The organism is Rhizobium sp. LjRoot254 (assembly GCF_964254105.1).
In the GTDB taxonomy this organism is placed as follows: Bacteria; Pseudomonadota; Alphaproteobacteria; order Rhizobiales; family Rhizobiaceae; genus Rhizobium_E.
Map to the genome: position 1 here is coordinate 2,435,568 of NZ_CAXUSM020000001.1, position 14,427 is coordinate 2,449,994.

12 protein-coding genes are annotated in these 14,427 nt (G+C 61.2%); 1 reads left to right on the plus strand and 11 read right to left on the minus strand.

The annotated features are described in order from the left end of the window. From serS to ACSQ26_RS12000, 11 genes are all read right to left on the minus strand, one after another. A complete protein-coding gene (serS, locus tag ACSQ26_RS11950) occupies positions 1-1,284 on the minus strand; it encodes a serine--tRNA ligase (RefSeq protein ID WP_436008993.1) in 1,284 nt (427 codons plus the stop codon). 115 nt (positions 1,285-1,399) lie between these two features. Continuing rightward, on the minus strand, positions 1,400-2,200 hold the full coding sequence (tatC, locus tag ACSQ26_RS11955) for a twin-arginine translocase subunit TatC (RefSeq protein ID WP_436008995.1): 801 nt from the start codon (positions 2,198-2,200) through the stop codon (positions 1,400-1,402). After that, complete coding sequence (tatB, locus tag ACSQ26_RS11960) at positions 2,197-2,946, minus strand: Sec-independent protein translocase protein TatB (RefSeq protein WP_436008997.1); 750 nt, start codon at positions 2,944-2,946, stop codon at positions 2,197-2,199. The genes tatC and tatB overlap by 4 nt, the downstream gene beginning before the upstream one ends. Positions 2,947-3,002: 56 nt before the next feature. Beyond that, positions 3,003-3,200, minus strand: coding sequence for a twin-arginine translocase TatA/TatE family subunit (locus tag ACSQ26_RS11965; RefSeq protein WP_258161795.1), 198 nt, complete (start codon positions 3,198-3,200; stop codon positions 3,003-3,005). Between the two features lie 35 nt (positions 3,201-3,235). Next, complete coding sequence (locus tag ACSQ26_RS11970) at positions 3,236-4,348, minus strand: ABC transporter ATP-binding protein (protein WP_436009000.1); 1,113 nt, start codon at positions 4,346-4,348, stop codon at positions 3,236-3,238. A gap of 42 nt (positions 4,349-4,390) precedes the next feature. Then, complete coding sequence (gene scpB, locus ACSQ26_RS11975) at positions 4,391-5,095, minus strand: SMC-Scp complex subunit ScpB (RefSeq protein WP_436009002.1); 705 nt, start codon at positions 5,093-5,095, stop codon at positions 4,391-4,393. Continuing rightward, positions 5,088-5,948 carry a segregation and condensation protein A gene (locus ACSQ26_RS11980; RefSeq protein WP_436009004.1) on the minus strand — a complete coding sequence of 287 codons (861 nt, stop codon included), beginning with the start codon at positions 5,946-5,948 and terminating at the stop codon, positions 5,088-5,090. The genes scpB and ACSQ26_RS11980 overlap by 8 nt, the downstream gene beginning before the upstream one ends. Before the next feature lie 276 nt (positions 5,949-6,224). Next, positions 6,225-7,244, minus strand: coding sequence for a beta-N-acetylhexosaminidase (gene nagZ, locus ACSQ26_RS11985; protein ID WP_436009006.1), 1,020 nt, complete (start codon positions 7,242-7,244; stop codon positions 6,225-6,227). Positions 7,245-7,346: 102 nt separating this feature from the next. Further along, entirely contained in the window at positions 7,347-10,832 is a 3,486-nt protein-coding gene (locus tag ACSQ26_RS11990) for an SPOR domain-containing protein (protein ID WP_436009008.1), read from the minus strand. 66 nt (positions 10,833-10,898) lie between these two features. Next, a complete protein-coding gene (argS, locus tag ACSQ26_RS11995; protein WP_436009010.1) occupies positions 10,899-12,659 on the minus strand; it encodes an arginine--tRNA ligase in 1,761 nt (586 codons plus the stop codon). Positions 12,660-12,727: 68 nt separating this feature from the next. Beyond that, a complete protein-coding gene (locus tag ACSQ26_RS12000) occupies positions 12,728-13,945 on the minus strand; it encodes a deoxyguanosinetriphosphate triphosphohydrolase (protein WP_436009012.1) in 1,218 nt (405 codons plus the stop codon). A 148-nt stretch (positions 13,946-14,093) separates the two neighbouring features. On the opposite strand from ACSQ26_RS12000, the gene erpA reads away from it, so the two are divergent. Then, complete coding sequence (erpA, locus tag ACSQ26_RS12005; protein ID WP_436009014.1) at positions 14,094-14,423, plus strand: iron-sulfur cluster insertion protein ErpA; 330 nt, start codon at positions 14,094-14,096, stop codon at positions 14,421-14,423. The last annotated feature ends 4 nt before the right edge of the window (positions 14,424-14,427 follow it).

The following is a 14,427-nucleotide window of genomic DNA, read 5'->3' on the forward strand; positions in this document are numbered from 1 at the left end:
TCAGCTCGCCTTCTCGATTTTCTTCAGGCCACCCATATATGGCAGAAGCACATCCGGAATTGTGACCGAGCCATCCTCGTTGAGATAGTTTTCCACAACCGCGATCAGCGCGCGGCCGACGGCGACGCCCGAACCGTTGAGCGTATGGACGAACTTGATCGAGCGGTCGTTCGGGTCGCGGTAGCGGGCATTCATGCGGCGGCCCTGGAAATCCCCGCAGACCGAGCAGGACGAGATTTCGCGATAGGTATCCTGCCCCGGCAGCCAGACTTCGATGTCATAGGTCTTTTGCGAGCCGAAGCCCATGTCGCCGGTGCAGAGCGTCATGGTGCGGAAGTGCAGGCCCAGCTTCTTGAGAACGTTCTCGGCGCATTCGGTCATCCGCTCGTGCTCGGCCTTCGAGCTATCCGCATCGGTGATCGAGACGAGTTCGACCTTGTTGAACTGGTGCTGGCGCAGCATGCCGCGTGTATCGCGGCCGGCGGAACCGGCTTCCGAGCGGAAGCAGGGCGTCAAGGCGGTGAAGCGGAGCGGCAGCACATCATGCTCGAGGATTTCCTCGCGCACGAGATTGGTCAGCGACACTTCTGCAGTCGGGATCAGCCAGCGGCCATCGGTGGTCCTGAACAGATCCTCGGCGAATTTCGGCAGCTGACCCGTGCCGAACATCGCATCGTCCTTCACCAAAAGCGGCGGCTGGACTTCGAGGTAGCCGTGTTCCTGGGTATGCGTGTCGAGCATGAACTGGCCGAGTGCGCGCTCGAGGCGCGCCAGCTGGCCCTTGAGGATGGTGAAGCGCGAACCGGCGATCTTGGCCGCACCCTCGAAATCCATCCAGCCGAGCGCTTCGCCGATCTCGTAGTGCTCAAGCGGCTTGTGGTTCCAGCCAGGCTTTTGACCCCACTTGTGCTTCTCGACATTGCCATGCTCATCCTTGCCATCGGGAACGTCGGCAGCCGGGATGTTGGGGATGCGCGAGAGCGCGTCGGTGAGTTCGGCTGAGAGCTTGCGCTCCTCGTCTTCGGCAGCAGGCAGCAGGGTCTTGATCTCGGCGACCTCCGCTTTCAGCCTTTCGGCGAGCTCGGAATTCTTTTGGGCCATCGCGATGCCGATCTCCTTGGAGGCGGCATTGCGGCGCGATTGCATTTCTTGCGCCTTCTGGACGATGGCCCGGCGGCGTTCGTCGAGCGAAATGAGGGTGTTGGCAAGCGGCTCGGCGCCGCGGCGGGCGAGCGCCGCATCGAGGGCGGCCGGATTGTCACGAATCCATTTGATATCGAGCATGGAGACACCATTGTGATGGTAGGGCGCGGAAACCCTGACGATTCCCTTTTCGTCATGGGTTTTGGCGCGAAGAACCAAGAATTACAAGGGAAAGAATACGGGTGTTCGTGCCGCCTTAGGTCGAGGCGGCTTCTTCTTCGGCCTTGGTTCGAGATCGGGTCTTTTCGATCATCCGGGCGGCGATGATCGCCACTTCGTAGAGCATGATGGTCGGAATGGCGAGGCCGATCTGCGAGATCGGATCGGGCGGCGTCAGCACGGCTGCGACGATGAATGCGATGACCCAGGCATATTTCCGCTTCTCCGCCAGCGTGGTCGAGCGCAGAAGCTGCGCACGCACGAGCAGCGACGTGACGACGGGCAACTGAAACACCAGGCCGAAGGACAGGATCAGCGTCATGATCAGGCTGAGATATTCCGATACCTTCGGCAGGAGCTGGATCGAGACCTGACCTTCAGCGGGCAATTGCTGCATGTTCAGGAAGAACCACATCACCATCGGCGTGAAGAAGAAATAGACCAGCCCCGCACCGAGGAGGAACAGCACCGGCGACGCCACCAGGAAAGGCAGGAAGGCGGCGCGCTCGTTCTTGTAGAGACCGGGCGCCACGAACTTGTAGATCTGGGTCGCGATGACAGGAAAGGCGATGACCATGGCGCCGAACATGGCGACCTTGATCTGGGTGAAGAAGAATTCCTGCGGCGCAGTGTAAATCAGCTCGGCATTCTTCACATCCAGCCCGGCCCAGATGACGGCGGTTCTATAGGGAATGACCAGCATATTGAACAGCGGTTGCGCGAAATAGAAGCAGACGAGAAATGCCGCGAAGAAAGCCACCACGGCCCAGATCAGGCGTCGGCGGAGTTCGATGAGATGCTCGATGAGCGGCTGCGGCTTATCTTCGATCTCGGTCATGCATCACCCGCTTTCGCGGCCTTTTTTCTTGGCGCGGGCTTCTTGGCCGGCGCAGCCGCGGCCGTATCCGACGGCACGACGTGGACATTATGTTCGGTATGCTTTTCCACCGGCTTGCGCGTCACGGTTTTCTTGGCCGGAGGCGGGAAAGGATCGGCTTCCATCTTTGCGGGCTCGGCCTTCTTACGCGCCGGGGCTCTCTTCACGACAGGCGCCGGCTCGAGGGCCACCGGCTCCGCTGCAACCGCATCGGCTTTCGCCTGCAATGCGGCATCGGGCTTCTTGCGGCTCTTCTTGGGCTTGGCCTCCGATGTCGCCGCGCCGATCACAGGCATGGCAGCGGCGGGCGGTATCGGGCTCATCACAGGCTCAGGGTTGATAACCGGATCCGAGGCCAGGTCGCCCGCCTTTGCGCCCGCATCGGGCGACGCCTTGGGCGTGAAGTCACTGGCCTTTTGCAGATCGGACTTGATACCCTCCCCAAGCTGGCGGAGGGGGTTGATCGCATCCCGCAAGGAATTGGTGGGGTTGAGCTTGCGGACCTCGTTGATGCCCTTGGTGACATCCTCAAGTTCGGCTTCGCGCATGGCCTGGTCGAACTGACCCTTGAAATCATTGGCCATCGAGCGGACACGCGTCGCCATCTTGCCAAAATTGCGCAACATTCCCGGCAGGTCCTTCGGACCGACGACAATGATCAGAATGAGCGCGATGACAAGAATCTCGCTCCAGCCGACTTCCAGCATATCGAACTTCCCGGAAACAGCGGACGGACTCCAGGTCCGCCCGGTCTCAAAAACGGTTACTTAACTTCGTCGGCTTTGTGATCAACGGACTTCGAGGCGTCAACGGGCGCGTTTTCTTCTTCCGCCATGCCCTTCTTGAAGTTCTTGATGCCCTTGGCAACGTCGCCCATCAGTTCCGGAATCTTGCCGCGACCAAAGAAGATCAGCACGACCGCCAGAACGATAAGCCAATGCCATACGCTAAAAGAACCCATATGCTCTACTCCCAGTAAAAGGTGATTGACCTGATTTAGTCACTTATTGCGGCTTTTTCAAACACCAAAGTGTCACGTTCGTTAACCGACAGGGTCACGTCGCGCAATCCCTGCGGAATGATATCGGCGCGTATTCGCGCCCGCACAGGCTCGTCACATCCCTGGACGGCGAGCGTGAAGTGATCGACGACACCCAGGAACCGCCTGGAAACGACGCGCGCAGGCACTGCACCGCCTTCGGCCTCCAGCCTGATCCCCTGTAGGCGGATGGCGACATCGACGGCCCTGCCCTCGCCAATGGCACCGGCGGCGAAGGTGCCAAGCGGCGTCTCAGCGCGGCCATTGCGAACCACGGCGTCAAAAGAATTCACCTCGGAAAAGAATGATGCCACGAATATATTCGCCGGCCGGCGATAGAGATCGTCCGACGTGCCGACCTGGACCAGCCGCCCGTGCTGGATCAGCGCGATACGGTCGGCCATCCGCATCGCCTCTTCCGCGTCATGGGTGACGACAATCGCCGTCGCCCGTGCCTCGCGCAGGATGGCGAGCGTATCGGCACGGATGGAGTCCTTCAGCCGGGAGTCCAATCCGGAAAACGGTTCGTCCATCAGCAAGACCGCGGGACGAGGTGCGAGCGCCCGCGCCAGCGCAACACGCTGCTGCTCACCGCCGGACAGGATATGCGGATATTTGTCGGCGTAATGCGTCAAGCCCACACGCCCCAGCGCGTGCAGCGCCTCCGCGCGCGCCTCGTCCCTGCGCATCGCGGTCAGGCCGAAGCAGACATTGTCCAGGATCGACATATGGGGGAAGAGCGCGAAATCCTGGAACATCAGGCCGATGCCGCGCTTCTCGGGCGGCAGGAAGGTCTCCGGGCCGGCGATAACCTGATTGTTGAGCAGTACCCGGCCGGAAGCCTGCGCCTCGATGCCTGCGGCGATCCTCAGAAGCGTGGTCTTGCCTGAACCGGAGGGGCCGAGCAGACACAGGACCTCGCCCGGCTCTGCTGTCAGCGACAGATCGGAGATCGTATCCTTGCCGTGATAGCGATGGACGATATTCTCGAATGTGAGCCGCGCGGCGAATGTCACGCCCGCGGTCGTCCGGTTTTCCCTCGGTGCTGGTATGGTCTTGTCTTTCGGCAAAATGTCTTCTCGGTCTTTTGGCAGAACGCGCCAAAGACGAGTTTATTCCTCTTCTTTACCGCCCGGTGTCAATAGACCGAGTTCTTCGAGGTCGAGTTGGGTGATCGGATCCTCGTCGGCGTCGAACTCCTCATCCCTGGGAACCGGCATGGAGAGATTGGCGGGAATGCGGCCCGACAGCATGCCGGCCGCCTTGAGTTCGTCGACGCCGGGCAGGTCGCGGATTTCCTCCAGGCCGAAATGATCGAGGAAGTCGCGCGTCGTACCGAATGTCACCGGCCGTCCCGGCGTGCGGCGGCGGCCACGGAACTTGACCCAGCCGGCTTCGAGCAGCACGTCGAGCGTGCCCTTGGAGGTCTGGACGCCGCGGATATCCTCGATCTCGGCACGGGTCACCGGCTGGTGATAAGCGATGATCGCCAGCACTTCGAGGGCCGCGCGCGACAGCTTCTTGACCTCATGCTCGTCGCGTCTCAGGGCGAAGGACAGGTCGGTGGCGGTCCGAAACGCCCAGTGACCGTCGATCGATACGAGATTGACGCCGCGGGCGACGTAGAGCGTACGCAGTGCCCTGAGAATGGCGTCTATATCGGTGCCCTGGGGCAGCCGCTCGATGAGGTAATTGGTCGAGACCGGGCCGGCGGAGGCGAAGATCAGCGCTTCGACGGTGCGGGCCGCATCGCTCGCCAACAGTTCGGCGAGCACCGGACCCGAATTGTTGTCGTTATCCGGATCCGGCTCAGTCATGGCCGGACTCCATGGCGACGATATCGGCATCGGTCAACGGCTTGGCGCCGGTGCGCATGTAGATCGCGCCGAATGCGCCATTCTGCCGGACCTCGATCCGCCCTTCCCTGACAAGCTCCAGCGTTGCGGCGAACGAACTGGCGACAACCGTCGCGCGCTCCTCGGGATCGGCGAGATAGCGCAGCAGGAAGCGGTCGAGCGCAGTCCACTCGTTGAGCTCTCCGACCAGCCGCGCCAGCATCAGGCGCGCCTCCGCGAGCGACCAGACGCGCCTGCGGGCGATGGTGACGTTGGTCACCGCATTGCGCTGCCGGAGCGACGCATAGGCCGACAGCAGATCGTAGAGATTGGCAGCATATTCCGAGTTGCGTTCCTCGGCGATGATCTCCGGCGCGCCACGCGCGAAGAAATCGCGGCCCAGCCGGTCGCGGTTCACCAGCCGGCCAGCGGCTTCGCGTATCGCTTCGAGCCGTCTCAGCCGAAATGCCAGGGTTGCGGCCAGTTCCTCGCCAGAGGGGCCGTCATCCTTGGCGGGCTGCGGAATGAGCAGCCGCGATTTCAGGTAGGCGAGCCAGGCTGCCATCACAAGGTAGTCGGCCGCCAGTTCAAGCCGGACACGACGGGCGCTTTCGACGAATTCGAGATATTGCTCGGCCAGCGCCAGCACGGAAATGCGGGTCAGGTCGACCTTCTGGTTGCGGGCGAGGTACAGAAGCAGGTCGAGCGGGCCTTCGAAACCGGCGACGTCGATGACCAGTGCCGCCTCATCCCTGTCGGGGGTGCTGCGCTCGGGATCGCCCCAGAGCTTTTCGAGCGGTGTGGCATCCGGTGGGCCTGCGCCTTGCTCCGCCACTCGCTTCTCCTTAGGGTCAGGACCCATTAAATTCATCCATTCTGCGTGGCAGATTTCGTCTCTGAACAGGAGGAAAGGTGCAGACAATGCTCAACATTTTCAAACCTTTCCGACGTAGTCAGGGACGAAATATGCCTCGCCCGGAGGGTTTGAAGCCATTGGCCGCCTGTCGAAGCCAATGCTCGGCAAGACCTTTAAGTCTTGCGCTGCGCTTGGCTCCTTCCATGCAATCCAATGGCTTCAAACAGAATTGCATGAATTTAATGGGTCCTGACCCTAGACCATCGGCAGCAGTGAGGCGAATTCCGCCCGCACCGCTGCTTCGTCCGCGCCATCAACCTTACCGAATGCCGCGAGCACGCGGGCCGCGCGTTCACGCGACTTGCCTTCCAGCGGTTTCACCTGGGCGACCACTTCGAGCATTTCGTTCATGTTGCCGTTACAATGGAGAACGATATCGCAGCCATTGTTGGCTATGTCACGCGCCCGTTCACCGAGCATGCCCTTCAGCGCGTTCATCGAGGAATCGTCGGACATCAGCAAGCCATCGAAGCCGATATAGCCGCGGATGATCTCCTCGATCACGTTGGCGGAGGTGGTCGCCGGATTTTCGGGATCGATCGCCGAGTAAACCACATGCGCGCTCATCGCCATCAACTCGTCCTTCAGCGCGACGAAGGGTGCGAAATCATGCGCCTTGAGCTCATCGAGCGGCGTGTCGACCACCGGCAGACTATGATGGGAGTCGGCCATGCCGCGCCCGTGTCCCGGAATGTGCTTCATCACAGGCAGCACACCGCCCGCCTTGAGGCCCGCAGCGGCCGAACGACCCATATCCGTTACAATGGCGGGGTTCTTGCCGTAGGCGCGATTGCCGATGACGTCACTGGCGCCCTCGATCGGCACGTCGAGCACCGGCAGGCAATCGACGTCGATGCCGAGCCGAAGCAGATCGAAGGCATGCAGGCGCGACATCAGCCAGGCGGCGCGGATGCCCTTCTCACGATCGGCCTTGTAGATCGCACCGAGATCGGCGCCAGAGGGATAGCGGGGGCAGATCGGTTCGCGGATGCGCTGGACGCGTCCGCCTTCCTGGTCGATCAGGACAGGGGCGTGACGCCCGCCATGCACTGTGTCGCGCAGGCTGGCGACAAGATCGCTGATCTGGTTGGCCTCGCCGATATTGCGGCCGAACAGGATGAAGCCCCAGGGCTGTACATCCCGATAGAGGGCTTTTTCATCCGCCGTGAGTTCGATGCCGCCGACGCCGAGAATGACTGCTTTTGATTCGCTCATGGACCGATCATAGGTTCTGAAGTGGAAAAGGCGATGACGCCGGAAAAATACCAACAGAAAAGGCGGGCATTCCGCCCGCCTGATCCTGAAAATGCACCAATGTTATTTGGAAACCAGGCAGCTTCCGCCAGCCTGCTTGTACTGCGAGCAGAGTTGCTGGGCCTCCTGCTTGCTGCCGGCCGGGATGCGGACGCGGTAGTAGGTGCCCTTGTTCTTGATTTCGGCGCGCTTGATATCGACGCCGCGACCACCGATCACATTGGCGAATTTGGCCGAAAGCTTCGAATAGGAATTCTGGGCATCCGCTTCCGAGGGCAGCGAGGCGATCTGGATCACGTAGCTGCCGGCTGGCAGAGCGGCTGTTTCAGCCGGCTTCTGCACGGGATCGATGGAGGCGACTTCCTGCTGCTCGACGGCCTTTTTCTGCACGCTGCCCTGGTCGGTGACAGTGCCCACGACGGTGACCGGTTGGTCCACCGGCCTGACTTCAGGCACCGGCATGATCTTCGATGTCTTGACCTTGCGGACGGGGGCGTCTGCGACCTCGGCATTGGCGGCGGCGTTAACGGCGCTGTCGTCGGCGGCCTGGCTATCAACCGGCTTCGCATCGGCAGTCTGGGTGTCCGTCGCCGGAATTGAGCGTTCAGCCGGTGTCTTGACTTCAGACGTATCCGTTGGCTTTTCCTCGGCCACAACAGGCACCTCGGCGGAATTCACCTCCGCGAGGGGCTGTTTTTCCACTTTCGTCGCATCAATCGTGTCAGCCTTCGCGACTTCGGTCTCAGCTACAACGGGCGGCGTGACGGATTTCGCAACGTCTTCCTGGACAGGCGCGACCTTGGTCGTCTCGACCGCCTTTACCGGTACCTCGGCAACTGCTGCGTTCTCATCGGCGGGCGCGAGCCGTTCCGGCACGCTCTCGATCGCCTTGGCGATATCATCGCCAGACGTATCGACCGGCGTTGCGGCATCCTGTGCGGCCTTCTTGGCAATCTTCATCAGCTCGGCGTCGTTCGTGGCCTGCTGCTGAATATCCTCGGCGGTCTCCTCACGCGCCATCAGCGATCCGTCCGACTTGACGACCATGGTCTTGACCTTGCGGGGCGAGACGCCGCTGGTCACCCGTGAGGTCGTGGTAACCCGTTCGCGCTCTTCCTCAGGCAGCAACCGGGGGTCGACCGTATCGTTCGTCGCCGTCGCCGCCATGGCATCGTCGTCCATCGGCAGATTTTCGGGCATCAGCGTGCGCTGGACGACATCGACCGGTTCCTCGGTGGAGGAAAGGAGGCTCTCCTGCTTGGCAACCTCCGTCGTCTCACCCGACACGCGGTCATAGACGGCCTTGTTCTGGTTCGGCACCTGCCTGCCGCCCTTGTCATCAGGCACGACCTTCACAGGATCCTTGTCGGCCAGAATGATTTTCGGCTCGGACGATGCCAGCATCTTGGTCTCGCCCGACATGAAGGCCCACACGCCCGCGCCGCCGAACAATACGATGGCGATAGCCGAGCCCGCGAGCAAGGCCCAGGTCCGGCGTCCACGAACAGCCCTCGTCCGGCGCCGGTATGTGGGCGTCAGAGCGACGCGGTCCGGCGCGCCGATATTGCGGTTCTCGGTGAACGACCGGCGGAAATCTTCTTCCAAAGCGCGCTCGAACTCGTCGAGTTCCATCGCTGACGTTTGCGCTGCCGGCGCCTGCGCCGAAGCGAACTGTGTATCGCCCTGGCTTGCCTGCCGCACCGGCTGGTTCGGCGCCTGGCTCACGGCGGCGCCAAAAAGATTGGCCATGTCCGCATCGATATCGAGATCGTATTCGGCATGCTGGGCTGGCTTTTCCTCGTCATGGACGACGGGAATTTCCGGCACGTCCATTTCCGCAAGTGCCTCGACCGCATCCTCTTCCAGAACAATCTGTGAGGGATCGAATGGAAGCGAGGAGTAATCCTCCTGCGGCGACGGTTCGGATACGCGCGTCGCGTAAGCCTGCGCGCGTCCGATATCGGCGCTGGCGATATCCGCGGGATCGACGTCGGCGTCGGCGACCTCGGAAAGCGCTTCGGGGCTGGCCGTCACATCGTCATGCAGTTCCGCGTCATGCAGTTCCGCAAGATCGAGTTCGATGTCGCCGAAGTCGAGTTCGAAGCTGTTTTCGTCGAAGGCAATCTCTTCGGCGGCCGTCTCTTCAGGCGCTGCCTGGTGCGGCGCATAGGCGAGCGGCGCCTGCTCGACAACATCGAATTTGGGCTCGTCGGCCTGGGAAAGTCCATCGAGGACATTCTCAACATCGGAGACCGGCGGCTGGATCAGGTCATCGGGCGTTGCGGCCTTCGCCTGGACGCCCCAGCGACCGGTGGTGTCACCGACCGGATATCTCTCCACCTCGGCCAACAGGGCATCGAGGCCGTAATCGTGTTCCGGGGATTGCGAGGCGTCCGGGGAACGGTATGTCTGGCTCTCGTCCGCGGCCGGCGGCGCCGAATGCGCGACGGCCGGCTCCACGGCAGAGACCGGCGGCGCATCGTCGTCATATCCGCCATGGAAAGAGGATGGCGTAATGTCTTCAATCTCGGCAGACTGCTGCATCGGAACAGTATCGAATTCCGTATCAGAGAAATGTTGGCCGGATGCGGCATCGCTCATGTCGTCGCTGTCGAGCACGATATCGGCGGTCACAGCTTCATGGCGGGTGCTGGATTCCTGTTCGACATCGGCCCAGTAGCTGGCGTCATCGACGGCGAAATCGGCTTGGGCTTCCGGCTCTTCGTAAACCGGTGCAAATGCATCGTCTTCGGGTTCGACGTCTTCGGATGCCGCAACATACGACACGGCCGAGGTCTCACCCTCGACTACGTTTTGCGCCTCGAAGTCTTCGGCTTGCTCTGGAGCGGCGGCATATGCCTGCTCGTTCTGGACGTCGCGATCGTCATGAGACGGCTCGATCGCCACTTCCGGCACGTCGTAGAGCAGGAACGGATCGGCTGCGGCCGCTACGGGTTCGGGCTCGACGGCGACCGGTTCTTCGAATGACGGTTCCTGGCGGATGACTTCGGCGGTAATGGGCGCAACTGATGCCTCAACCGAGGAAACATGGCGTGCATCGAAGGCTGCGAACTCGCGCAGAATCTCATCTTCGAGATCGAAGACGGGGTGAGATTCCGGGCGCACAGCCTCCTGATCGACGGCGAGTTCCGCCGGCTTTTCAACTTCGTGCAGCACGAACGGCGCCAGATCGGGAACCAGGTCCGGCTCGACATCCGGCACGTATTCGAGTTCGGGCTCCGGTTCAAATTCGGGCTCGGCGGCAGGCGGGGCAGCGAACATTGGCTCCGCCGGCAGCGCGGCGGCAAACACCGGCTCCTCGACCGGCGCGTGGACCGCGACCGGCTCGGGTGCTTCGTATTGCTCGAATTCCTTGAGCAGTTCGTCTTCGAGATCGAACTCCGGCTCGCGGCGTTGTACTATGGCGTGCGGCTTTATTTCTGGCACCGGATCGAAACCGACAATGCGCGCGAGCTCCGCCAACGGATCGTCTTCGTTCAAGAAGTCTTCGCCCGTGTCCCGCCTTAACAACAGCTTATTGTCTGCCATTACCCACCACTCATAAGTACGCCCGGAGGCCGGAGTTACCAGAGCATTGTGGGGAAAAGGTGACGCCTATCGCATTTCTTCCGGAGCAGACGTTCCGGTTATTGACAAACCGGATTTCAACACCGCAGCGACTGCGCGCACCAGCCCAAGCCTGGCTATAGTCAGTTCTCGGTCATTATCCTTAACAAAACGTAAGTCGGCGTTTTTATTGCCCTTGTCATAGTGCGAATGCAATGCATTTGCCAGATCGTAGAGATAATACGCGACCCTGTGCGGCTCCATGGAAGCCGCCGCCGACTCGATCAATCTCGGGAATTCTGCCAGTTTTGCGACAAGTTGCAACTCGGTAGGATCATTGATCAGTTCTTGGGCCTTCGCTGCGAGTACTTCATCACGCAAATCGAGGTCCGGAAATGCTTCCAGCGCGCGTCTGAACACCGTCCGGCAGCGTGCGTGGGCGTACTGCACATAGAATACCGGATTGTCCTTCGAAGTATCCGTCACCTTGGCGAAGTCGAAATCCAGAGGCTCCGAATTCTTCCGGTAGATCATCATGAAACGCACCGCGTCGGAGCCGACTTCATCGACCACGTCACGCAGCGTCACGAAGTTGCCCGACCGCTTGGACATCTTGAACGGCTCGCCGTTCTTGTAGAGTTTTACAAGCTGGCATAGCAATACTGTCAGCTTCGCCCTGCCCTCGGAAACCGCCTTGGCGACGGCCTCCAGGCGCTTGACGTAACCACCGTGATCGGCGCCAAGCACATAGATCATATCGGTGAAGCCGCGATCGTACTTGTCCTTGAAGTAAGCGACGTCGGCGGCGAAATAGGTGTACGTGCCGTCGGACTTCACCAGCGGCCGGTCGATATCGTCGCCGACCTCGGTGGAGCGGAACAGCGTCTGCTCACGGTCCTCCCAGTCCTCGGGAAGCTGGCCCTTGGGCGGCGGCAGCGTGCCGCGATAGACGTGTCCCTTGTAGGTCAGGTCGTTGATCGCCTGGAGAATCGGCCCGCCATTGCCGGCATGCAGCGTCCGCTCGGAGAAGAACACGTCATGATGGATGTTGAGCGCCGCAAGATCGTCGCGGATCATCGCCATCATCGCGTCGATCGTGCGATCCTTGATGATGGGCATCCATTCGGCCTCGGTCATGCCGCGCAGCTTGGAACCGAATTCGGCTTTCAGCGCCTCGCCGACTGGCACGAGATAGTCGCCGGGATAGAGCCCTTCCGGGATCTCGCCGATCTTTTCGCCAAGTGCCTCGCGATAACGCAGGAACGCGGAGCGCGCCAGCACGTCGATCTGCGAGCCGGCATCGTTGACGTAATATTCCTTGGTGACGTCGAAGCCCGCGAACTGCATCAGGTTGGCGAGCGCATCACCGACCACCGCACCCCGGCAATGTCCGACATGCATGGGGCCTGTCGGATTGGCCGAGACATATTCGACATTGGCTCTGCGTCCGGCGCCCGTCGAGGACTTGCCGAAATCCTCCGCATTGCGGATCACGGACCCGAGCAGCTGTTGCCAGTAGGCGCTTGCCAGCTTGATGTTGATGAATCCCGGCCCCGCAACCGAAACCGCCTCCACATCGGCATCAGCCTCGAGATGGGGAATGATCTGTTCGGCGAGCGCACGCGGGTTCATGCCCATCGCCTTGGAGAGCACCATCGCGGCATTGGTTGCGAGATCGCCGTGGGACGCATCACGCGGCGGCTCGACCACGACACGGCCGAGATCGGCGATATCGCGCTTGTCCTCGGGAATGACCTTGTCCGAAAGGATGGCCTTGATCCGGGTCTCGAAGTCCGCAAACAAATTCATGTCGAAGTCCTTTTGCCGGCTACTGCGCCGGCGCCATTCTCGTCAATGATGACTGATTTCGCGGCTGCCTAGCGCAAATCCGGAGTCTGGTCAAACAGCCGGTTGTGAGCCGATATGGCGAACGTATCGGTCATGCCGGCAATATAGTCTCCGACATGACGTGCCTTGGCGGCTTCCGGCATGCGCTGGATATGATCGTACCAGTAGTGGCTGCGCATTTCGAGCGGATCGGCCATGAAGGCCTGATAGAGATCCGTCACGATCTGCGCCGCGCCTGCCCGGATGCGCATGATATCCGGATTGCGGTAGATGCGAGTGAACAGCAATTGCTTGATCTGCCGGTCGGTGACGGCCATTTCATCGGAGAAATGCGCAAAAGTCAGGCCGGCGGCGCGCACCTCGGCGGCACTCTCCGGACGGACATCTCTCAAATGTCCCTGTGACACGCCGATCACGTCCTCGACCATGCGGGTGATCTGCCGCCGCATCATCTCATGGGTGAATCGGCTCGTCTCCAATCCCGGATACTTGCCGTGGACTTCGCGCATCAGGCCGGCGAGGAAAGGCACATCCTCCAGCATTTCGAATGTCAGGTAGCCCGAGCGCAGGCCGTCGTCGATGTCATGGGTGTTATAGGCGATGTCGTCGGCGATCGCCGCGACCTGCGCCTCCAGGCTCGCATGGCTGGAGAGTTCCAGATCGTGCCGGTCATTATATTCGAGGATCGGCAGCGGAACCTCTCCGCGTGTCCCCTCGCCCTCGGCGTCGAGCAGCGGGCCGTTGTGCTTGACGAGGCCTTCGAGGCTTTCCCAGGTGAGATTGAGCCCGTCGAACTCTGCATAGCGGCGTTCGAGCTTGGTGACGATGCGGAGCGACTGGGCGTTATGGTCGAAACCGCCATAGGGTTCGAGCACGGCATGAAGCGCATCCTCGCCGGTATGGCCGAAGGGCGTGTGGCCGAAATCGTGGACCAGCGCCACGCCTTCCGCCAGATCTTCGTCGAGCTTCAGCGCCCGGGCCAGCGCGCGGGCGATCTGGGCGACCTCGACGGTGTGCGTGAGGCGCGTGCGGTAATGATCGCCGTCGGCTGCGATAAAGACCTGCGTCTTGTGCTTGAGGCGCCGGAAGGCCGTCGTGTGGACGATGCGGTCGCGGTCGCGCTGGAAATCGGAACGTGTCGGGCTTGAGGGCTCGAGATAGAGCCGGCCGCGCGTCGCCCATGGATCGGCGGCATAATTCGCCCGCTCTCCCACGCCGAAACCCAGTGCCTGGCTGTCGATTGTCATATCCTTGATATTCCCACCCATTGACGGCAAACGCGCGCCTTCATACCTATAGGATTGCGTCAATGAAAGCGTGAGATCATCAGATTCGCACGCCAGACCGGCGCAAACCACCGCTCGACGGACCTTGAACCCGCCTGGAGAGGAAAATATGACGGAAAATATCACGCTTACCGACGCCGCGGCACGGCGAATCGCCACCATCCTGTCGAAGGACGCTGCGAAAATCGCGCTTCGCGTTTCTGTGGAGGGTGGTGGCTGTTCGGGCTTCTCCTACAAGTTCGACCTTGTCGGCGAAGGTCTGGACGACGATCTTGTCCTTGAAAAAGACAAGGCACGGGTGCTGATCGACTCCATGTCGCTGGTCTACATGGAAGGCTCGGAAATCGACTTTGTCGATAACCTGATGGGCCAATCCTTTCAGATCAAGAATCCGAACGCCGTCGCAAGCTGCGGCTGCGGCACGAGTTTTGCCATCTAACAAT